At 65.4% G+C, this 21,778-nt stretch carries 13 protein-coding genes and 1 tRNA gene; 4 read left to right on the top strand and 10 right to left on the bottom strand.

Going from position 1 to position 21,778, the window contains the following annotated elements:
* Positions 1–133 precede the first annotated feature (133 nt).
* Positions 134–2,881, top strand: coding sequence for a preprotein translocase subunit SecA (secA, locus tag LC060_RS15365; RefSeq protein ID WP_226637051.1), 2,748 nt, complete (start codon positions 134–136; stop codon positions 2,879–2,881).
* Positions 2,882–2,983: 102 nt separating this feature from the next.
* Here secA and LC060_RS15360 read toward each other — a convergent pair whose 3' ends face one another.
* The 3 genes from LC060_RS15360 to LC060_RS15350 form a co-directional block, all read right to left on the bottom strand.
* Positions 2,984–3,391, bottom strand: a complete 408-nt coding sequence (locus LC060_RS15360) for a hypothetical protein (RefSeq protein ID WP_226637049.1) — start codon at positions 3,389–3,391, stop codon at positions 2,984–2,986.
* Positions 3,392–3,486: 95 nt separating this feature from the next.
* Positions 3,487–3,933 (bottom strand): GFA family protein, encoded by a 447-nt coding sequence (locus LC060_RS15355; RefSeq protein ID WP_226637048.1) that lies wholly within the window; start codon positions 3,931–3,933, stop codon positions 3,487–3,489.
* 85 nt (positions 3,934–4,018) lie between these two features.
* The gene (locus tag LC060_RS15350; protein ID WP_226637046.1) at positions 4,019–6,616 is read right to left on the bottom strand and encodes a TonB-dependent receptor domain-containing protein; all 2,598 of its coding nucleotides are present in this window, start codon (positions 6,614–6,616) and stop codon (positions 4,019–4,021) included.
* A gap of 148 nt (positions 6,617–6,764) precedes the next feature.
* Here LC060_RS15350 and LC060_RS15345 point away from each other — a divergent pair, with 148 nt between their 5' ends.
* Positions 6,765–7,277, top strand: a complete 513-nt coding sequence (locus tag LC060_RS15345; RefSeq protein WP_226637484.1) for an RNA polymerase sigma factor — start codon at positions 6,765–6,767, stop codon at positions 7,275–7,277.
* A gap of 6 nt (positions 7,278–7,283) precedes the next feature.
* A complete protein-coding gene (locus LC060_RS15340) occupies positions 7,284–8,348 on the top strand; it encodes a FecR family protein (RefSeq protein WP_226637044.1) in 1,065 nt (354 codons plus the stop codon).
* Between the two features lie 127 nt (positions 8,349–8,475).
* On the opposite strand, the gene LC060_RS15335 is transcribed toward LC060_RS15340, so the two are convergent.
* From LC060_RS15335 to LC060_RS15310, 6 genes are all read right to left on the bottom strand, one after another.
* A complete protein-coding gene (locus LC060_RS15335) occupies positions 8,476–9,969 on the bottom strand; it encodes an amidohydrolase (RefSeq protein WP_226637038.1) in 1,494 nt (497 codons plus the stop codon).
* A 101-nt stretch (positions 9,970–10,070) separates the two neighbouring features.
* A complete protein-coding gene (locus LC060_RS15330; protein ID WP_226637036.1) occupies positions 10,071–13,067 on the bottom strand; it encodes a TonB-dependent receptor domain-containing protein in 2,997 nt (998 codons plus the stop codon).
* 149 nt (positions 13,068–13,216) lie between these two features.
* Positions 13,217–15,997: a M14 metallopeptidase family protein gene (locus LC060_RS15325; protein WP_226637034.1), complete on the bottom strand. Its 2,781-nt coding sequence runs from the start codon at positions 15,995–15,997 to the stop codon at positions 13,217–13,219.
* 116 nt (positions 15,998–16,113) lie between these two features.
* Positions 16,114–17,565 carry a 2OG-Fe(II) oxygenase family protein gene (locus tag LC060_RS15320; protein WP_226637032.1) on the bottom strand — a complete coding sequence of 484 codons (1,452 nt, stop codon included), beginning with the start codon at positions 17,563–17,565 and terminating at the stop codon, positions 16,114–16,116.
* A 150-nt stretch (positions 17,566–17,715) separates the two neighbouring features.
* Positions 17,716–17,790: transfer RNA gene (locus LC060_RS15315), tRNA-Asn, on the bottom strand.
* A gap of 121 nt (positions 17,791–17,911) precedes the next feature.
* The gene (locus tag LC060_RS15310; protein ID WP_039392863.1) at positions 17,912–18,721 is read right to left on the bottom strand and encodes an NAD kinase; all 810 of its coding nucleotides are present in this window, start codon (positions 18,719–18,721) and stop codon (positions 17,912–17,914) included.
* A gap of 110 nt (positions 18,722–18,831) precedes the next feature.
* Between LC060_RS15310 and LC060_RS15305 the strand changes: the two genes are divergently transcribed.
* Positions 18,832–20,169 (top strand): EAL domain-containing protein, encoded by a 1,338-nt coding sequence (locus tag LC060_RS15305; RefSeq protein WP_226637030.1) that lies wholly within the window; start codon positions 18,832–18,834, stop codon positions 20,167–20,169.
* Between the two features lie 38 nt (positions 20,170–20,207).
* Here LC060_RS15305 and LC060_RS15300 read toward each other — a convergent pair whose 3' ends face one another.
* Positions 20,208–21,764 (bottom strand): S10 family peptidase, encoded by a 1,557-nt coding sequence (locus LC060_RS15300; protein WP_226637029.1) that lies wholly within the window; start codon positions 21,762–21,764, stop codon positions 20,208–20,210.
* Positions 21,765–21,778 lie beyond the last annotated feature (14 nt).

Below are 21,778 nucleotides of genomic sequence, written 5' to 3'. Positions count from 1 at the left end.
GCCCTGCCATCACGAATTTCGCCGCCCCACCGGAGCGGCCTTTTCCGCGTGCGCCTGCCCTCCTGTGTGAGGGACATTCGCGCCGCGTGATCACCGCATATTCCAAATTCTCCTAAAAACAGGGATTCCCGCCATGCTCGGCGCACTCGTCAAGAACATCTTCGGCTCGTCCAACGAGCGCCACGTCAAGTCTCTGCGCAAGGTCGTGGACCAGATCAACGCGTTCGAACCCGCCATCGAGGCGATGAGCGATGAGGAACTGGCCGCCCAGACGCCCAAGTTCCGCGAGATGCTCGCGAACGGCTCTACCCTCGATGACCTTCTACCCGAGGCTTTTGCGACCGTGCGTGAGGCCTCGCGCCGCGTCTTCGGCATGCGCCACTTCGATGTGCAGATGATTGGTGGCATTGTCCTGCACCGCGGCGAGATCGCGGAAATGCGCACGGGTGAGGGCAAGACCCTGGTGGCAACGACCGCCACCTACCTCAACGCGCTGGAAGGCAAGGGCGTCCACGTCATCACCGTGAACGACTATCTGGCTCGCCGCGACGCCGAGGAAATGGGCCGCCTGCACAACTTCCTGGGCCTCACCATCGGCGTCATCGTCCCCAATCTCGATGAGTTCCAGCGGCGTGAGGCCTATGCTGCGGACATCACCTACGGCACGAACAACGAGTTCGGGTTCGATTACCTGCGCGACAACATGAAGCACGAGCGCAGCCAGATGGTGCAGCGCGACTTCAACTTCGCCATCGTCGACGAGGTCGACTCGATCCTGATCGACGAGGCGCGCACCCCGCTCATCATTTCGGGCCCGACCGACGACAAGTCCGAGCTCTACATCGCGGTCGACGCGGTGGTGAAGCAGCTCTCGGACGAGGACTACGAGAAGGACGAGAAGACCAAGAACATCACGCTGACCGAGGATGGCGTGGAGAAGGTCGAGCGCATTCTCGAAGCCGAGGGTCTGCTGGAAGGTTCCAACCTCTACGACGTCGAGAATACGCAGGTCGTCCACCACCTCGACCAGGCCCTGAAGGCCGTGGTCATGTTCAAGCGCGACACCGACTACATCGTGAAGGACGACAAGGTCGTCATCATCGACGAGTTCACGGGCCGCATGATGGACGGACGCCGCTGGTCGAATGGTCTGCACCAGGCCGTCGAGGCCAAGGAAGGCGTCAAGATCGAGCCGGAGAACCAGACGCTCGCCTCGATCACCTTCCAGAACTACTTCCGCATGTACCCCAAGCTTTCGGGCATGACCGGTACCGCGGCGACCGAGGCGGCCGAGTTCTTCGACATCTACAAGATGAACGTCGTCACCATCCCGACGAACAAGCCGATTGCGCGCATCGACGAGGAAGACGAGTTCTACAAGAACACGATGGACAAGTTTGCGGCCATCGCGAAGCTGATCCGCGACAAGCACGAGATCGGGCAGCCGGTGCTGGTGGGCACGGTCTCGATCGAGAAGTCGGAACTGCTCTCCGACTTCCTCAACAAGGAGGGCGTCAAGCACTCGGTCCTCAACGCCCGTTTCCACGAGATGGAAGCGCACATCGTGGCTCAGGCGGGCCGTCTGGGGGCGGTGACGATCGCCACCAACATGGCCGGGCGCGGCACCGACATCCAGCTGGGCGGTAACCTTGAGTTCCGGATCGAAGCCGAGCTTGCCGACGTGTCCGAAGGGGCTGAGCGCGAAGCCGGCGTGGCCCGCATCAAGGAGGAAATCGCGGCCGAGAAGGCGCAGGTGCTGGAAGCTGGCGGCCTGTGCGTGATCGGTACCGAGCGCCACGAAAGCCGCCGCATCGACAACCAGCTGCGCGGCCGTTCGGGTCGTCAGGGCGATCCCGGCCTTTCCAAGTTCTACCTGTGCCTCGAAGACGATCTCCTGCGCATCTTCGGCCCGGACACGCTGTTCTCCAAGATGATGAACAGCAACCTTGCCGATGGTGAGGCGATCGGTTCCAAGTGGCTCTCCAAGGCCATCGAGACCGCGCAGAAGAAGGTCGAGGCGCGCAACTACGAAGTGCGCAAGCAGGTCGTCGAATACGACGATGTGATGAACGACCAGCGCAAGGTCATCTACGAGCAGCGCTCGGACATCATGGATGCAGAGGCGCTCGATGACGTCGTGCTCGACATGCGCCACGACACGGTCAACACACTGGTGGCCGAGGCCTGCCCGCAAGGCTCCTACCCCGAGCACTGGAACATCGAGGGCCTCAAGGAACGCGCGAAGGAAATCCTGGGCGTCGAGGCTCCCATCGATGCGTGGGTCGAGGAAGACGGCATCGACCCCGAAGGCATCGAGGAGCGTCTTGCCGAACTCGCCGACGCGCATATGACCGCCAAGATGGAGAAGGACGACCCTGCGATCTGGCGCCAGGTCGAGAAGTCGATCCTGCTCGATCGTCTGGACCACCACTGGAAGGACCACCTCGCCACGCTTGACGCGCTGCGCCAGGTCGTCTTTCTGCGCGCCTACGCGCAGAAGACCCCGATCAACGAGTACAAGCAGGAAGCCTTTGGCCTGTTCGACTCCATGCTCTCGGCCATCCGCGAGGATGTGACCCGCATTCTGGCGATCAGCGAACTGCGCATGCCCGAGCCGATCCAGGAGCCGAGCCTGCCCGAACTGCCCGACTTCCTGACCGGGCATATCGATCCGCTGACGGGCCTCGACAATTCGAACGACGGCGACGGTTCGGCGCTCAACCCGGCGCTGTTCGGCTCGCTCGCGGGCAGCCCGCAGGCGACCGCGAGCCCGGGCGGCACGGCCGAGAACCCTTACGCGCACATGGAGCTCAGCCGTAACGCGCTGTGTCCGTGCGGTTCGGGCAACAAGTACAAGCACTGCCACGGCGCGCTCGTCTGAGCCTGCGACCGACCGGCTGAATAGAACGAAGGCCCGGCTCCCGCAGATTGTGGGAGCCGGGCCTTCGTGCATTTGGTGGTAGCAATATGTCCGGCCCGCTGGTCAGACTGGCATGTCGATGAAGGTCCCGTGCGCGATGGTGTGAAGGTAGCTGTCGGCGTCCTCCTGCCCATAGGCGCTGGCCACCAGCGGAATGGCGCGCGCGCTGCCGCTCTCATCGAGTGTCTCTTCCCGCGACTCCGCTGATGGCGCGAAAGTGCGCACGAGCGCCTGGCGGATCGCGCGGGCGTCCTCGGCGCTCAGCTTGCCGCTCGCCACATCGCTGTCGATGCGCCGGGCGAGCGCAGTGCGGAAGGCGTCGGCATCGAGCGTGCGCGTGGCGATGGCGGCCGCTTCCTGCGTGAGGTCGCGTATCTCGTGTTCGACATAGGCCACCCTCTGCGCGGCCAGTCCGCTTCCACGCAGCAGGTTGGTCACTTCGGCCCCGGATACGACAGCACTGATGCTCATGTCCCTCACCTCGCGTTTCCCGTCGATTGCATGATGGCACCGCAAAAAGATTGCAAAGGTGCAAGCGTGGTGTTCCGCAGAGTTCCGGGGGACGCTCAGGTGGGCTCGCGGGTGACCGGGTCGAACGGGGGATAGAGTTCGTAGACTTCAAGCGCCGGGTCGAAATGGTCCCAGGGCAGGGCGTCCTTGCCGTAGATCACGTTCTCGGGCGTGACTTCGCCAGGCTCGTCGAGCGATCCGGCCTGGATCATCACGTTTTCACCCGGCAGCGCGCCTGAGGTGAAGATGCGCCCGCCGCAGGTGCCGCAAAAGTGGCGCGAAACCGCACCCCCGCTCTCGCCGACGCTGGTGTAGATCGCCGGCTCACCGTCGATGTGGAGCTGGTCGCGCGCGATCCCGACGATGGTCGTGTGCCCGGTTCCGGTCGCCTTCTGACAGTCCCGGCAACAGCACTGCGTCTCGAACAGACTGGGGCCGCTCACGCGGTACCGGATCGCGCCGCACAGGCATCCTCCGCCGTATTCACGGTTCGCTTTCAGCATCCTCTTACCTCTTCCATTTTGGTTCTTGTCGTTTGGAGCAAGGCTAACAGCGATGCTCCGGCCTGCCTACCGGCAAGAGAGACCTTCAGAACGCCAAGCCAAGTTCCAGACCAAGTGTGCGCGGGCGCGGGGCGAAGATCTGACGCGCGCCCAGCGAGGTGGCCAGCACCTGCTCGGGGCGGTGCGTATCGAGTGCATTGCGCAGGTTGAGCGACAGGTCCCAGCCGCTCCGTTCCACCCCCACCGCCAGATCAAGGCTCGCCCGCGCGGGCGTTCGGGCGTAGCTCGATTGCAGGGTATTGAACTGCGAGGCAAAGCCGCTCGAGGCCACGGCGTCGAGGTGTCCCCATAGCCTTGTTCCCGAAGTGAGGCGGCGTTCGTAGGCCAAGCTGAACGAGGCGGCGAGGCGCGGGATCATCGGCACCCGGTCGCCTGCGAAAAGCTGGCCCAGCGTGCCGGCTCGTTCCTGGTCGCGGGCGACACGGGCATCGGTCCAGCTGGCGGAAAGCGCGAGGGCGAGCTCGTCGCTGGCCTGCCAGTGCGCGTTCACTTCTGCGCCGTCGATCGCGATCGAGCCGATATTGGTGTTGTAGACGAAGGCGCTGTTGGGACTGGAGGCGTTGTAGATCATGTCCGACCAGCCGATGTGGTAGAGCGCGCCTTGCAGCTCGATCCCGGCGGCAGGCAGACCAAGGCGCAGGCCCACTTCGTAGCTGCGCAGCGAATCGGCGGCGTAACTGCGGTTCTCTTCACTCAGCGAAGGGGTGATGTTGACGCCGCCCGGACGGAAGCCATCGGCCATCTGCAGGTAGGCCACGAGATCGGGGGAGGGGCGCCAGGTTGCCTGCAACTTGAGGTTCGAGCCGCTCTCGCGCGTGCTGAAGCGGCCCGGGGCAATATCCGCGGTGCCCGTGATGAGGTTGGGCGTGAAGATGTCGCCCCTTGCGGTCTTGCCATAGTGGAACAGGCGCAGGCCTGCGGTCAGGCGGACGCGGGGGAAAAGGTCGTAGGAGGCTTCGCCAAACAGCGCGGTCTGGTTGAGGCCGGTCCAGATGGCCCGTGCCCCGGTGATGTCGAGCGGGCGAACCAGCAGGCCCGAGCCCGCATCGGCGCGGGCGGTGATGCTGTCGACGCGGTCGCGCCGGGTTTCGGCAAAAAGCCCCAGGGTGAGGGAGGTGCGGGCGAGGGCCTCGCTGTGGAAGCGCACTTCGCCGTTTGCGCTGGTGACCCACATCGGCTGATAGAGGATCGCGGGAAGGCGCGTCGAAACGAAGGCGCGATAGGCCTCCCATTGCGACGGCGTGCAACTGGCGCTCTCGCCAAGTCCTGCGTGGCGCAGGCAACTGGCCGGATTGTCAATGAGCCCTGCAAGGACGTCGCTGAAGTCGCTCTGGCGTAGGACCTTCCAGCGGTAGAAGGTCGCAAGCGCGGTCAGCGTGCCCCAATCGCTGCGCCAGTCGAAAGCGGCGTTGGCGAGGTTGAGCGTGTTCGCATTGGGGGTGCGCACGGCAAGGTCGTTCGTTCGCACGCCGTCGCGCTGGTCAAAGAACTGCGCACCATCGCTGCGCGTCTCCTGGTGGAAGAACGAGATCTTGAGGTCGAGATCGGGCCTGGGCGTCCAGGCGAGGGCCAGGCGTGCGCCTTGGCGCTCGGTTCCGCCCTGGTCGGCGAGGGCGAAGCGGGGGTGATCTATATAGCCCCCCGTCGTGCGGTCATAGGCCACCGCGCGCAGCGCAAGCGTGTCGGAGGCAAGCGGAAGGTTGACCATGGCCGAGAGGTGATGGCCGGGGCGGCCATGCCGGGTAATCGAGGCTCCGCCGCGCACTTCGCCGGAAGCCCCCGTCGCATCGGGCGTGTTGAAGAGGAAGCGCAAGGTGCCTCCCATCGAACTTGCCCCGTAAAGGGTCCCCTGCGGGCCGCGCAGGACCTCGATGCGGGCAAGATCGACCAGTTCGAGATCGAGCGCGATACCGCCCGGATCGAACGTCGTGCCCGAGGGGCCGCTGACGGGGGAATCGCCGTAGTAGACGCCGACCGTCGGCTCGCCGCGCCCGTAAACGCCGCGCAGGGTGAGGCGGCTTGCTGCGCTGTTGTTCTGGGCGATGTTGAGCGAGGGCGTGGCCTGCGCGAGCGTGGCAAGACCGTCGATGCCCCGCTCGCGCTGGAGCTGGGCACCGATCACCGTGAGATCGGCCGCACTCTGGGCCAGCAGGGTCGGGTACTTGAAGGCGGTGACGAGAATGTCCGGACGCGGGCTTTCGAGCCCCTGCGGGCGCACACCATCCGGCGACTGGTCATGGGCGGAAACGAGCGGGGGCGCGGCGGGGGATGCGGGAACGATGAGGATGGCGCCGGAGTCCAGCTTACGGGCCGAGAGGCCGCTTCCGGCAAGGATCCGGGTCAGGGCCTCGTCGATGGTATGGCGGCCCGTCAGCGGAGGGGCTTGTTTCCCGACTACCAGTTCGGGGGCGAAAAGGATCTGCACGCCGCTCTGGCGGGCAAAAAGGACGAGGGCGAGCCGCAAGGGGCCCGCCGCGATCGTGTAGGGCGCGGCCGGAGTGCGCGCCGCGGCGATCTGCGGGAGTGCGAAGAGGAGGCCGATCTGCAGCGCCAGGGCGCAGCGCAACAGCACGCGGGGCGCGCGCGTCCGGTCAGTGAAACCGGTCCTGGTCCTGTCCCTCATGTGCTGCGTGCCCTGTCGCGAGAGAGCCCGATTCCCCCTTGGTCGTGAATACTATCTTCTCTGCTTGACCCACCAATTTCAATATGTTGTTCTTCAATGCGAGAAGAGTATTCATTGGGGGAAGATGTCTGCCGGACAGGGGGTGGACATGGGGCTTCGTTTGAGTGTCATTCGCCCTCGTGAGGCGGATCACAGGGATACAGTCGTGGGTGCCGTGCGCGATTTTCTTGCGCGGCGCGTCGGTCTCCAGGAGGCCGAGGACATGGCTCAGGAGGTTGCTCTGCGCCTGCACCAGCGGCGTGGCGACAGCCGGATTGAATCGCTGGAAAGCTATGCGTTTCAGGTGGCGCGCTCGGTGCTGACCGACCGTTGGCGGCGTGAGGCCGTGCGCCAGCGCGAGGCGCATGTCTCGCTTGAAGATTACCACCATCCGGTCGAGGAAATCTCGCCTGCGCGCGTGCTCGAAGGCAAGCAGCGGCTCGCGAGGGTGATGGTTTCGCTACGCGATCTGCCGGATCGGACACGCCAGGTCTTCGTCCTTCACCGCTTCGAAGAAATGAGTTATGCGGCCATCGCATCGCACTTCGGTATTTCGATCAGCGCAGTTGAAAAGCATATCATGAAGGCCATTCGCCACCTCAGCGCCTGCGTGGGAGAGTAATTCCCCATGACAGGTACGTGCGTTAACGACGCAGCCGCCTCCTGGTATGCCAGCCTCTCCAGCGATCATGTGGAGCCGTCCGAACGCGCGGCGTTCGAAGCGTGGTATGCGGCCGATCCCGCGCATCGCACGGCCTGGGACCGGGTTGAGCGAGCCGCGCAGTTGGCCGACGAAGCGGCGCTGTCCGAAGAGGCCCGGCTTCTTGTTGCCGAGGCCCTGGCTGCTCCGGCGCGTGGGGAAGTGCAGGGGGATGGCAAGGACGAAGCTGCGGACTGGATCGAAGCGGCTCGGACTTGCGGCGAGGAGCCTCAGGGGGCGCCGGAACGGGGCGCACGGCGGCTGGTTCTCGCCTCGTTGCTGGCGGCAGTGCTGGGTATCGGCACGCTGACGTTTCTGGCCTACCAGGGAGGCATCGGCGGCAGCGCAGGCGCGCCCGCCGCTCGCATTCTTGCGACGAGCCGGGGTGAGGCTCCACAGGCCTTCACGCTCGAGGACGGAAGCGAGGTCACGCTCGATGCCGCCTCGAAGGTGCGTGTCCTGCCCGGAAGTTCGGGACGCAGCCTGGAACTGGCGCAGGGGCAAGCCTATTTTCGCGTGGCCAAGGACGCGGTGCATCCCTTCACGGTGACCTCAGGCGGGTACCGGGTGACCGCGCTTGGCACCGAGTTCGACGTGGACCTGCGCGGGGATGGCCTTGATGTCGGCCTTGTCGAGGGGCGCGTGAAAGTGGAAGCGATTGCACAGAGCGATCACAGCTGGACGCTGGAGCCGGGAATGGTGCTCTCCATCCGTGGCGGCGACGCGCAGTTGGTCGAAGGGCAAGCATCCGACACGCGCAGCTGGATGGACGGGCGCATCAGTTTCGACAACGCGCCGCTCGGCGATGTCGTCGCCCGGCTCAACCGCCATCTCGCGCATCGTCTGGTGCTGGACCCGGCGCTGGAGCACCGCGTCTTCAGCGGCGTGGTGCGCACGGACGATCCGGCAGCGCTGATCGAGGCGCTGGAAGCCTACCAGATCGCGCGGCCTGACGTGGATGCTGACGGTGAGACGCGGCTCGTCCCGTATTGATCAGAAAAGAATGGTTCCGAGGGCCATCGCCCTCGGGCTCCCCAAACGGTCGACCTCACCTCTGCAAAGCCGCCCAGGCTGAGAGAGGTGAGGTCGACCGTTTGGGGGGCAAGGGGCGATGGGCCCTCTATTCCGAAGCGGTCTTGCGATAGTCGAGCGGGGGCGGGCGGTCGCCGATCATGGCCTCGTACTTGAAATCGGCACCTCGGCGTTTCTCGAACTCGGTCGTGGCCTCGGCGATTTCGGCGGGGCTCACCAGCAGTTCGGCGGCGGTGAGAGCCAGGGTCTTGGCCGCGACCATAGCGCCCTTGAGGCCAATGCTGGAGCCTGCCGCAGCGGTGTTCTGCCAGCTGTGCCCGGCTGAACCTGGCACGAAGGTCGCGGTCGAGAGGCCGACGGTCGGCTTGACCCAGCTGACATCGGCGACATCGGTGGAGCCCGACAGGGCCTTTTCCTCGAGTACGGCAGGCTGGATTTCGCCGACGCTTTCAAGCGGCGCGGCGCGGTTCTTGAAGCTTTCCTGAAGCTTGCGGGCAAAGGCGGTCTCCTCGGCCGTCCAGGTGATCGCGCCGGCCTTGTGCAGCGAGCGGTCCATGACCTTCATCAGTGTCTCGTTGGGCAGGAGCGAATAGACGCCGCCGGTCTGTTCGAAGTCGACGCTGGTCTGGGTCCCCATGGCCGCACCTTGCGAGGCTTCGCGCACCCAGCCCATGACATCGCGCACGACCTGCGGATCGACGTGGCGCACGTAGTAGTACACCTCGGCCTCGTCGGGCACGACGTTGGGGGCCTTGCCGCCATCGGTGATGACGTAGTGGATGCGCGTCCCATCGGGAATGTGCTCGCGCATCATGTTGACCATGGTGTCCATCGCCTCGACGCCGTCGAGCGCGGAGCGGCCCGCGGCAGGGGCCCCGGCGGCGTGCGAGGAGCGGCCGTGGAAGCGGAACTTGCCCGAGATGTTGGCAAGGCTGGGGCCTTGCGCGGCTGAATTGGTGTTGCCCGGGTGCCAGTGGAGCGCGATGTCGATGTCGTCGAATACCCCGTCGCGCACCATGTAGGCCTTGCCCGAGCCGCCTTCCTCGGCCGGGGTGCCGTAGACCCGCACCTCGCCCTTGATGCCGTTCGCCTCCATCCATTCCTTCACCGCGATCCCCGCGTAAGTGGAGGCGGTGCCGAAGAGGTTGTGGCCGCACCCGTGTCCGCCTTCGGTTTCCAGCGGCTGGCGTACGGGCGAGGCGGCCTGCGAGAGGCCGGGCAGGGCGTCGTATTCGGCGAGGAGCGCGATGACCGGGCCCTCGCCGGTGCGGTAGCTGGCGACGAAGGCGGTGGGCTCGCCCGCGATGCCCGCCTTTACGTTGAAACCGGCCTCGGCCAGGCGCGACTGGAGGAGGCTGGAGCTTTGTGTCTCGAGGTAGCCCAGTTCGGCGTAGTCCCAGATCTTGAGCGCGGTTTCATCGAAGACCGCCTTGTCGCTTTCCAGCGCGGCGAGGATCTGGTCCTGCTGGGTTTCGGGAATGGGGGCGGCGAGGGCAGGCGTGGTGAGGGCGGTGCTTGCCGCCAGCAGCGCGGCACCGGCGACACGGCGCAGGCCGCGAAGGGGAATCGGAAGGAAGGTCATGTGCTGTCCTTGGTCACAACGTAGATCGCAAAAGGACCTTCGGGGCCGACGCCGCGTCCTGTTCGAGGGCGCAGCGCCGGTCCCGAAGGCCAGGGCGGGTATCAGAAGCGCTTGGTGATCGAGGCGTTGAAGTAGCGCCCGATGACGTCGTAGTTCTGCGCGTTGTAGGTGCCCTCGCTGTCACCCACCTGCGGGGGGTGGCGGTTGAACAGGTTGGTGATGCCGATGCGCAGTTCGGTCTCGGCGGGCAGTTCCGCACGCGCGTTGAGATCGAAGACATCGTAGGCGCTCACCCCGCGCGTGGTGCTGGTGGGCGAGACAACGCGGTTGGAGGCGATCATCGAGGAAATGTGCCGCCAACGAAGGCCCAGACTGTAACCGTTCTTGGACCAGGTGAAGGCGCTCACCGACTTCCAGCGCGGGTGCGCGGTGCCTGCGCCGGATTCGATGCCGGTGCCGATGCTGCCCGCATAGTCGTAGGTCGGCGCGCCCGGCAGCGCCTGGATCGAGAAGGTGTCGAGGTAGCTGCCCGCCACGTTGATCGCGATCTCGCCCGGATCGCCGCCGAAGATGGTGTCGAGCCCGAAGTTCCAGTCGAACTGCACGTCGATACCCTTCACGTTGAAGGTGCCCAGATTCAGGAGCGGCTGGACCGGATTGACCGGCACGCCGCTGTCCGAGCTGCGCTCGATCAGCGAGCAGTAGTAGTTCTGCGGATCGAAGTTCGGGTTGTTGCCGCCCGAGTTGAAGCAGAACTGGATGCCCTGTGCGATCGAGAGCGGCCCGATCGCCTCCTTCATCTTGATCTGGTACCAGTCGAACGAGAGCGACATGTTGGACAGCATCGGCGAGACGAAGGGCGATGTCAGCACCGCGCCGAAGGACAGCGTGTCGGCCTTTTCTTCCTGCAGATCCGGGTTGCCCCCTGTGAGGGCAAAGACCTGTGCGGTGCCGAGCTGGTAGCTGTCGATGATGCTGGCCGGGACACCTTGCGCGAGGCACAGGGCACGTACGTCGTCACCCGCCGCGCCCTGGCGGTACGAGGAGCGCACGTCGCACGGATCGCCGTTGGTGTTGGTGGGCGAGGGCGTGCCGATGCCTACACTGCCGGTTGATACGGGGGCGTAAAGCTCGCCCACGCTGGGAGCGCGGATGGCGCGGTTGTACCCGCCGCGCAGGCGCACATTGTCGATCACGCGCCAGTCGAAGTCGGCCTTGTAGGTGTGCACTCCGCCGATCGAGCTGTAATCGGAATAGCGGTAGCCAAGGTCGAGGTTGAATTCCTGGATCGCGGGCAGGTCACGCAGGATCGGCACGAAGAGTTCGGCGAAGAACTCCTTGGTCGAGACCGAACCGGACGCGGAGCGCAGCACGCTGTAGCCCAGGATGTCGCTGGTGCCATCGGCCTGGCTGAGCTGGTTGTCGGGCTCGAAGGTGTAGGCGTTGTAGCGGTAGTCCGCGCCCACGGCGAAGCGCACCTGGCCTGCGGGCATCTCGAACAGGCCGCCCTGCATCGAGCCTTCGACCGTGCGCTGCTTGAGCGTATTGGTGTTGAGCGTGCGGCGCGAGATGAAGTCGATGCAGTCCTGCGAGGGCGTCAGGTTGCCGAAGGGGTTGAAGCCGGCTTCGCACAGGTCGCTGCCGCCAGTGGGGCTGTAGAGCAGGTCGCGCAGGGCCGAGGCACTGGCGCCGCCGGTCTGCTCGTTCTCGAACTTGGCCTTGCTGAGCGCGCCGTAGACTTCCCAGGTCCAGTCCTTGACGCCCACGTCACCCGCAAGACCCGCCGTGCCCTGCCAGACGTTGTAGTGGTAGCGCTGGTAGCGCGGGCCCAAGATGTTGAAGGCCTTGTAGAAAGTGAAGTCGGCCTCGGGATCGGGGCGCGAGGCGAGGATCGAGGCGAACTCGCTGGAAATGAAGGGGTTGGAGACCGGAACGCTCAGGCCATAGACATTGGAGGCCAGCGTCGGGTTGGCCCGGCCGACCGAGGTGTAGTCGGTCATCGAGAAGTCGGCGAAGGCGCGGATGCTATCGGTGAGTTCGTAGTCGAGCTTGCCGTAGAAGCTGTAGCGGTCGAGGTCGGACTGGATCGAGCCACCGGTGTAGCCGAAGTTCAGCTGCTGGTTGGTGGGCGAGGTTGTGACGAGGTACGCCTCGTCGGAATCGCCGTCGCGGAAGTTGTAGACCGGCACGCCGACATTGGTGAAGAGGCTCTGGTCGGTGTTGAACCCCATCCAGCCCGTATACTGGCCCGTCGCATTGCCGGTCAGCGCAGGCGTGCCGTAGGTGCCCTGGAAGACGTCGTTGACGGCATCGATGCTGGGCAGGTTCGAGCCGAACAGGGCCGTGCCCTGCGGGATCGTGGCGAGCCCGGCGACCGTGGAACGGTAGCGGTAGTAGTCGCGGTTGTACTGGTAGGCGCGCGAGCGCTTGGTGTAGTCGAAGGACATGACCGCCGAACCGCGACCGTCTGCGAACTCCGAGCCCGCGACCGCGCCGATGCGGTAGCTTTCACCGTCGTTGTAGTCGCTCGTACCGATCTGGCCGTGCATCTCGATGCCGTCGAAGCTGCGCTTGAGGCGGAAGTTGACAACGCCCGCGGTCGCGTCCGAACCGTAGGTTGTCGAGGCACCGCCGGTGATGACCTCGACACTTTCGATGAGCGCTTCGGGGATGGTGTTGAGGTCGACCGAGCCGTCCGGGTTGGAGGGCTGGAGACGGCGCCCGTCGACCAGCAGCAGCGTGCGCTTGGCGCCAAGGCCGCGAAGGCTGGCGTAGGCCTGGCCGCCGTTGAGGCCGGTGCTGGTGGAGCCGCCATTGGATTCGCCGAACGCGCCGGTGAACTGGGGCATCTGGGAGAGAGCCTTCTCGACCGTCAGGCGCCCGCTGTCTTCCAGCGCTTCGTTGCCGATGGAGACGATCGGGCTGTTCGCTTCGTAGTCGGGGCGGGCGATGCGCGAGCCGGTGACGACGATGCTGCCCACGTTCTCGGGCTCGGGAGGGGCTTCGGGCAGGCTCTGGGCAAGTGCACCGGTGGCAAGCAGGGCGCAAGGTGCGCACGTGCCGGTCAGGAATAGGCGAATGGGCGTTCTGGACTTCATCGTTACCCCTCATTTGGTGAAGTGATGTCACGTTCACCAACAAGAGACGCAGTGCCTCCAAAATCCCTCACTTTGAATACGAAATAATTTATAAAAAATGCCGGACATGGATATTCCATGTCCGGCACGCTGTGTGGCTGAGTGCTTGGTTACTTCTTGCTCGAGGGGCCGTAGAGGATGCCGTTGAAGAGGAACTTGAAGGTCGGATAGGGCTGTGCGCGCTGCGTGACTTCGGGACCCATCACGAAAAGCTTGCCCTTGCCCAGGTCCACGTCGGCAATCGCGGTCGTGCCCTGGAGCTTTTCCTGACCCATCGCCCAGCCGCTCTTGAGCGGGGTCGGGCTCTCGTACCAGGAGACCTTGCGGGCCTGTGAGCCCCCTCCCGTGAAGGTGAAGGACTGGCTGCGGTCGAAGAACATGTCGACCGTTGGCGTGATGCCGTAGGCCAGCGGCTGGGAGGGATCTACGCGGGCTTCCACAAGGGCGCCCGGGATGAAGAACTCGCTCGTGGTCAGACCCTTGAGTTCGCCGTCCTCCTCCTTGGCCAGCGCGGGGACGAGCGGGGCCTTGAGCATAGTCGCCAGCCGGGCGGCGTTGCCGATGGCGATGATCGTGCCGCCCTCCTTGGCGAATGCGGCCAGTGCGGGCGCGGTCTTCTCTTCGCTGACGAGCCCAAGCTGCGAGCGGTACTCGGCCGGGATCGTCTCGGGATCCGGCATCGAGGAGGGGCGCCCGCTCCATGGGCCGTCCTTTACAGGCGGCACGGTGCCGTTGGCGAAGACGAGGACGTCGAACTTGTCGGCAAGGTTGCCCTGGTCGAGCTCGCTTGGGAAGACGACCTCGAAGGGGAACTCGTACTGCTCGAAAAGCCAGCGCGTCCAGCCCGAGGGCATGACCCCGCCGTACTGGTCGACGAGCCCGACGCGCACCGGCGCAATGGCCATGGTGTCCTGCGAAGGTGCGGTGCCTTGCGCATAGGCGTTGATGCCCAGGTCCTTGACCGAGGCCTCGACGATGCTCCGGGCCTCACCCGAAGCGGGGATCCAGACCGCGCCGGGCGCAAATTCGACATCGCCTGCGCGCGTCGCGCTCTTGATCCACGAGACCGGCAGGCCTGCTTTCAGCAGGCGGTTGGTGAGGATGAAGCTGTTGTTCGTCTCGTGGCGCACCAGCCAGCCCGCATCGCCCGATCCCACGACCTGGCCAGCGGGCACGTCGAGCAGGCCGGTGATGGGGGACGCGGCCGGATCGATGGTCTCGAACACACGGTCATAGCCTACGCCCATCTGGTCGGAGAGCGTGTAGCCGGTGATGTCGTAGGGCCGCTTGGGCGGACCGCCGGGGTATTCGACGTCGTGCGGGTGATCCTGCGGCTCGAACATGTCGAGGACGTGGGGGCGATAGGCCTGCGAGGTCTTCACGATCCACGAGCCTGCCGGATAGCTGGTACCCGCGGCCGAGAAGGGGGCATCGGCTTCCAGCACTTCGACGCCGTTCTTGAGAAGTGCGTTGAGGAAGGCGACCGTGGTGGGCAGGTCGCGCTGGCTGCGCGAGATGACATAGGCGCGCGGGTCGCGCTTCTCGCTTGCCTGAAGCACTTCGCCGTAGAGGGCGGGATCGACGCGGTTGGCACGGAAGTAGCTGTTTTCGTCCTTGGGCGCCGGGCGGTCCTTGCCCGCTTCCTGGAGCTCCTCGATATCGGTGGGCGTGGTCGTCCAGCTGTCGGTCAGGCCCTCCTCGATGGAATTCTTGCCCATGCGGTAGTAGTTGAACAGCAGCCGGTCGCGGTTGCGCGAGGCATAGTCCAGCACCGCGCGGTCAAGGCTCCACTGATATTCCAGGCTGTCGGCCAGATGCCATTCGCGCGGGGCGATGGGCATGGGCTTGTCGTTGTCGGGCAGCTGTACTTCCGGGACGAGCGGGATATTCATGGGCGTCGGGCCGCCGATGATCTCGGTAAGAAGGCCGATCGAGTTGTGGAAGTAGGAGACCGAACGCTCCATGCCGTTGTGCCAGGTGGAGTACGATGCGGAACTGCGCATGCCCGAGCCCGGCTTGTTCTCGGCAATGAGGCGGCTGTGCATGGTCGAGCCCACTTCCTGCAGCTCGGTCATCAGCAGCGGGTCGTAGTTGTAGTTGAAGGGATCGCGGAACGGGGGCACGAACACGACCATGCCTTCGGGCCCGGTCTGGTGCTGGTTGAAGATGATCTGCGGGAACCACTCGCGGAACAGCACGCGGTTGACGTTCTCGGTCTCAGGCATCTGCGCCATGAAGCTGTCGCGGTTGTTATCGTGCCCGACGTACTTCTGGTAGAGGCGCGGGATCGTGCGGAATTCGCGCTTCTCCGGGTCCTCGTTGCGCATGTACCAGTCGGCGACAAGCTGGAGGCCGTCCGGGTTGTCATGGCCAAAGAGGATGATGACGTCATCGAGAATGCGCTTCGTCTCGGCGTCGGTCTTCGTCAGCATGCGGTAGAGAACGTGGATCTGTGACTGGGTGGTCACCGTCTCGGTCGCGTGCATGCCGGCATCGATCCAGACCACGGCCTTGCCTTCCTCGGCCAGCGCCTGCGCCTGTGCATCGTCGAGCCCCTTCGCCTTGGCGAGGCGGGCGTTGATGTCCTTGTAGTGATCGAGCTTGGCGAGGTTTTCGGGCGAAGAGACGATCGCCACCCACATCGTGCGGCCTTCCGCGCTCTTGCCGATATCGACCAGCTTCATGCGGTCCGACTGGCTGGCCAGCGTCTTCAGGTAGGCCTCGTACTGGTCGTAGTTGGCAAGGAAGTAGTCGCTGCCCGGTTCCTGCGGGAAGCTTTCGGCCGGTGTCGCGATGCCCATTGTGTTGGGCTGTGAGATCTGGGCCAGGCCCGGTGAGGTCAGCAGGAGCGCCATTGCCGTGAAGCTCGCCGCCCTAAGCCCAATTCGCATATCCGTATCTCCTCTTCGCGCATCGTGTGCCTTGCGTCGTAGGGTAGGACGCAGGTCCGGCGCGAACCCTCAGGCAAAAAACCGAAAAAAGGGAAACTTTTTTCGCGAGGGCGAGTTCAGGCGCGGTTTTCCGGCACGATGTCGAAGGCAACCGTGAGACGGTCGGCCTTGCCGTCGAAGGGCTCGGTGCCGTGCCACAGGTAGCTGGGGAAGAGGACGAGGTGCCCCGGCTTGGGGCGGATATGCGCAAGCGGCTCTAGCGCGGGCGAGGTCGCGCAGCCCGGGCGTCCGAAGGCGAGCCAGCCTTGCTGGCCGGTGTCGGTCGCGGGCGGCGTTTCCACATGGAAGGCGCTCGAAAGCCAGCCCTCGGGATGGACGTGATCGACGTGGTGCCCGCCGCCCGCGCGCAGCAGGACCGACCATGCGCCTGTCAGACGCCAGCCCGGGCTATCGGTGTTGGCAGGTTCGGGAATGCGCGCGCGGGTCGGGTCTGTCCCGGGGCCAAGCTCGGCAATGTAGCGCGCGATTGTCTCGCGCACGCTGGCAAAGAATCCGGCGAGGACGGGCTCGGGGCTGCGGGCGAGGTCTTCCTGGGTCTGACTGCCCCCGCGCAGCGATTGGCCGGGCGGGTGCATGGTCCAGCCATGCCGCGCGCGCAGCGCCTCGCCAAGCGCGCTCAGCCAGGCATCGCGGGAAGACCAGCCCTTAGGTGTGGACACCTCCATCTGCTGCACCAGCCCACTATCGCGATAGGGCGCGCTGCCCTGCGGATCGCCGAGCAGGCGCTGGGCGGTGAGAAGGAGGGCGCGTACGCCCTGATCCTGGGGATGGTGGGCGAGGATGCGCGCAGCAAGGTCGCGGCCTTCCTCGGCGCGGCCCAGCCCGAGGAGCGCCTCGACGGCGGACTTGGCGGCCATCTGCGAGGACGGCGCGAGGCGCAGGGCCTGGACGGCATGGGTCAGATGGACCTCGCGGGCATCGGCGGCCGCTGCGGCCTGCGCGGCGGCAAGGTGCAGGGCCGGGTCATTGGCGTGGGACGAAAGGCGCCGCTCCAGCCGTGCCAGCGCGGCTGGAGCTTCGCCTGCAGCAATGTCGAGCCGCGCGCGCAGGATCATCAGCGCGGACGTTGCGGGGGACTGACGGGTAAGGGCGGCGTCGAGGTGCGCGGCGGCATGACCAAGATCGCCGGTGCGCATCCAGCGCAGCTGGGCGAGGTCCTGGTGGGCGTCGAGATAGTCGGGGCGCAGTTCCAGCGCGCGGCGAAAGGCATGCTCGGCCTCGTCGAGCTGGAGGAGACCCTGGAGAGCGCGGGCCAGCACGAGCTGGGTTTCCGGTGCGGTGGAGCCCTTCCTCAACGCTTGGCGAGCCGCCTCGGCAGATTCGGCAAAGTGGGAGAGGTCGCCCAGCGTCGAGGCAAGATTGTGTTCGGCAATGGCGCTGGAGGGGCGGGCCGCCACGTCGCGTAGGTGTGCCTCAAGAGCCTCGTCGAGACGTCCCTGCGCTTTCAGCTCGCGCGCCTCACGCGCCGGATCGGGCGTTGCAGCGGCGTGGGTCGGGACGGTGCTCATGCGGCCAGAGGTAACGGCCTCACCGGACGCTTGTCCAGTGCTCCCGGAAGGGAGTTGTCATGGCTTGCTGCGATAGGAGAGCAAGGAGTTTGCGGTAAGCCCGGCTTGGGGCGTAACTCCTTTGAGCCGCTGAACTTCCTGGGAAGGAAGTGGCTCCCCGAGTAGGATTCGAACCTACGACAACTCGATTAACAGTCGAGGGCTCTACCGCTGAGCTATCGGGGAGCAGCCAGTCAGTGTTTCCACCGCCGCGGCAGGACTGGCCCTATACGCAGGGTGTTTTGGGTTGGCAACCCTGATCTTGGCAAAAATTTGATTTTTTTTGAGGGGCTCGCAGAAAACCGCCTCAGACTTGGAATTGTTCGGCGAAGATGCGTTCCTCGAGGGTGAAGCCGGGATCGAAGAGGAGGGTCATTTCCCTTTCGGTCGAAGTGCTTATCCGAACGGTGCGGACGTCGCGCACTTCCTTCTGGTCGGCGACCGCGGCGACCGGGCGCTTGCCCGGCTCGCGGATGCGGAACTCCACTTCGGCGCTTTCGGGCAGGATCGCGCCCTTCCAGCGGCGCGGACGGAAGGGGCTGATCGGGGTGAGGGCGAGCATGCGGCATCCCAGCGGCAGGATCGGCCCGTTGGCGGAGAGGTTGTAGGCGGTCGAACCGACCGGCGTCGCCACGAGAATGCCATCGCCCGCCATCTCGCCCATGCGCACACGTCCGTTGATGCGGATCTCCAGCTTGGCGGTCTGGCGCGTCTCGCGCAGGAGCGAGACTTCGTTGATCGCGTAGTAGCTGAATTCCTCGCCCGACTGGGTGGTGGCGTGCATGCGCAGCGGGCTGACCGGAATGCGCCGTGCGGCGTGGATCCGCTCGAGCACGGTCGCATCGCCATGGAGGCTGTTCATGAGGAAGCCCACGGTTCCCAGGTTGATGCCGTAGCAGGGTTTGGAAATCCCCTTGTCGAGCATTTCGTGCAGCACATGCAGCATGAAACCATCGCCGCCCACGACCACCAGGATTTCGGCCTCCTCGGGCTCGACCCAGGGGTGGGCCTCGCGCAGCTCCTCCGCGCGGGTCTGGGCCTGCGCGCTGTCAGAGAGGATGAGAGCGAGCCGCAAGGGCGGGCTAACCGCTTCATCTGAGGGGGAAATCTGACTCATGGAAACTCCGCAGAAATGTGTTCCCGAACGGGACAGCTGTTCCCGGCCCGGCCCATGGGGCTGGTAAATTTTGAACGGTTTGGCAAGGCCTTTGGCATAAAGGAGAAAAGATGACGTCGTCGCACCCTGGCCAGGCCGAACGCCTCGCGCTGAGACTGGAAGATCGCCTGAGCGGCCTTCCCGGCGTGGAGCTCGTCCATGAACGCATGGCCGCGTGGCAGGCCGAGGCGCAGGAGAACCTGGCCCCGGTGCACGTCCACGCGATGCTCATCAGCCTGCGCCGTCTCGATGCGATCAATATGGCCTATGGTGCGGCTGCCGGCGACGGCGCGCTCGAGGAAATTGCCGCCCGGGTCAGCCACTACGCTTCGGAAGAGCTGGACGCGCCCTGGGTGCTGACCCGTGCAGGCGGTGGCAATTTCCTGCTGGTCGCCAACATCTCGTGCAGTCGTGAGCGCTGGCAGCTTCTGGCCGACCAGCTTTCACATCTGCTTTCGCGGCCCATCGCCGTGCCTTCGGGGGTGATCCGCCTCTCGCCGCGCTTCGCCCTGATCCGGACGCTGGCCGAGGAAGCGGTCGAGTCGATGCTCGAGCGGCTCGGCGTCGCGCTTCAGGCGGTGAACGAGCAGCAGGGCGCGCGGCTGGTCTGGGCCGATGGCGAGGCGATCCCGCCCGGGATCTCGACCGCGCAGCTCGAGGCCGACCTCCTGGGCGCGATTGACCGGGATGAGATCGAGGTCCTCTTCCAGCCCCAGTTCAGTCTGGAGGATGACCGCTTGACCGGGGCTGAGGCGCTGGCGCGCTGGGATCATCCCGAACTGGGCCGGATCGGGGCAGGGGCATTGTTTAACCTTGCCGAGCGGACCGATCATGTCGGGCCGCTGTCGCAGCATATCGCGCGCAAGGCGCTGTGGGCCGCGCGCGACTGGCCCGAGGACCTGCGGCTTTCGATCAATGTGACGCCCGAGGATCTGGCCTTCGAGAGCTACACCTCCCAGATGCTCGACCTCGTGGGCGAGAGCGGGTTTCCTCTGCGCCAGCTGACGCTTGAGATTACCGAGCAGTCGCTGATTGCCGATGTCACGGCCGCCGCGCAGATCATGGCGGAATTCTCGGCGCAGGGCATCCGCATCGCGCTCGACGACTTCGGCGCGGGCTTTTGCAATTTCCGGTACCTGAAAGTGCTGCCGATCCATTACATCAAGCTCGACCGGGCGATGATCGAGGGCATCACCACCGACCCGCGCGATGTCGCGATCCTGCGCGCAATCGTGGCAATGGCCACAGCGCTCGATCTGGAGGTGATTGCCGAGGGGATCGAGCGCGCCGACCAGCGTGAGGCCGTCGCGCGCGAGCATTGCGGGTACTATCAGGGCTTCCTGCGCGCCCAGCCGATGAGCGTGGTCCTGTTCGAGAAGCTGGCGCGGACCGAGATGGCAAGGGCCTGAGGGCCTGATCCCGGTCCGCGCGTGCCTGTGTCCTAAGCTTACTTGCCCTGTGCGTAGAAGGCTTCGAGGTCGAGGCGCATCTGGTGCAGCGCTTCGGGGTTCAGATAGATCATGTGCCCGGCCTCATAGTACCTGAACTGGAGGTTCCCACGCAGCTTGGGCTCCAGCATCATGTGCTTGAGGTCCCGCTCGGTCGAGTGGAAAGGCGTTGCCATGTCGTAGTAGCCGTTCAGCGACAGCACCCGCATGTACGGGTTGGTACGCATGGCGCGGCTGAGGTCCTGCGTCACGTCGACCTGGTTCTGGAAGCTCGAATAGCCGTAGCCAGGGGCCTTGTGCGACCAGTCCCAGTCAAAGTTGCCGGCTTCGCGCGCGCTGCGGCGGTAGGTGAGATCGGTGTCGTACCCGAAAGTCGTGTGCAGCTGGTCCATGAAGCTGGAGATGTAGAGCCCGGTGATCCCCGTGCTGGAGGGATCGTACTCGGGCCCTTCGCCCGCCGCATCCGCATCCGTGCCGGTGTAGCGCGAATCGAAGCGGCCCAGCGTCTCGCGCTCGGTCCGCAGCAGTTCCTTGCGGAAACGGCTGAGATCGACGCGCAGGTTCGCGTCCTTCAGGAAGTCGACCGAGAGGCCGGTGTAGCGGCTCATCTGGCGCGCGATCGCGTCTTCCTCTTCGGGCGTGATGTCCGAACCCTTGCCCAGCGCGGTCGCGTAGGGGCCGTTGGCGAACTGGCGCGCTTCCTCGACGAACTGGGCGAGCGAGGCGGGGCGGTCGGCGACGCGGTTGTGGTACCAGGCGGTCGCGGCGTAGCTGGGCAGATAGCCGATGTGGATGTTGTCGAAGCCTGACTGGCGCACGCCGTAGTTCAGGATCGAGGAGAGCAGGACCACGCCGTTGAGCGCCATGCCGCGCCCTTCCATTTCCTCGGCCAGCGCGCCCGAACGGGTCGTGCCGTAGCTCTCGCCGAAGATGTACTTGGGATCGCCCCAGCGCCCGTTCTTGGAGATGTAGCGCTGGATCGCGTCGGCAAAGGCGCCCACGTCCTGATCGACACCGTAGAACGTGGCCGGGTCGGTATCACCCAGCGCGCGCGAGTAGCCTGAGCCCGGAGCATCCAGAAAGACCATGTCGGTTGAGCCGATCAGGCTGTCGGGGTTGGGGCCCACGTCATAGGGGGCGGGGGCCACCGCGATGGGATCGTTCGTGCGCACGTGGGTCGGCGCGAAGCTGCCCATGCGTAGCCACAGGCTCGCCGAGCCGGGGCCACCGTTGTAGAAGAAGGTCACCGGGCGGTTCTTCCCCGGCGCGGTGTAGGCGGTGTAGAAGATGCTTTGGGTCGGCTTGCCCTTGGCATCGCGGATGGTGAGCGTGCCTGCCGTTGCGGTGTAGGCGATGGAGCGGCCATCGACGTTGACCGAGCCCTTGGCGGTCTTGGCGATTTCCTCAACCGGAGCGCTGGCCCAGCCAGCCGCCACTTCCTCGGCCACGGCCTTGTCGTGTTCGCGCGCGGCATCCGGCCCTTCGCCCTTCTGCGCCAGCGCGGGATGCGCGAGCACGAGGAGGGAGGCGGCGGCGAGCGACGTAATTCGTTTCATGGGTGTCCCTGTCT

Origin of the sequence: Novosphingobium profundi (genome assembly GCF_020524485.1) — a bacterium.
GTDB classification, from domain to species: Bacteria; Pseudomonadota; Alphaproteobacteria; order Sphingomonadales; family Sphingomonadaceae; genus Novosphingobium; species Novosphingobium profundi_A.
Note: the sequence above shows the minus strand (reverse complement) of the source record. Positions and strands in the feature narration are given on the sequence as shown.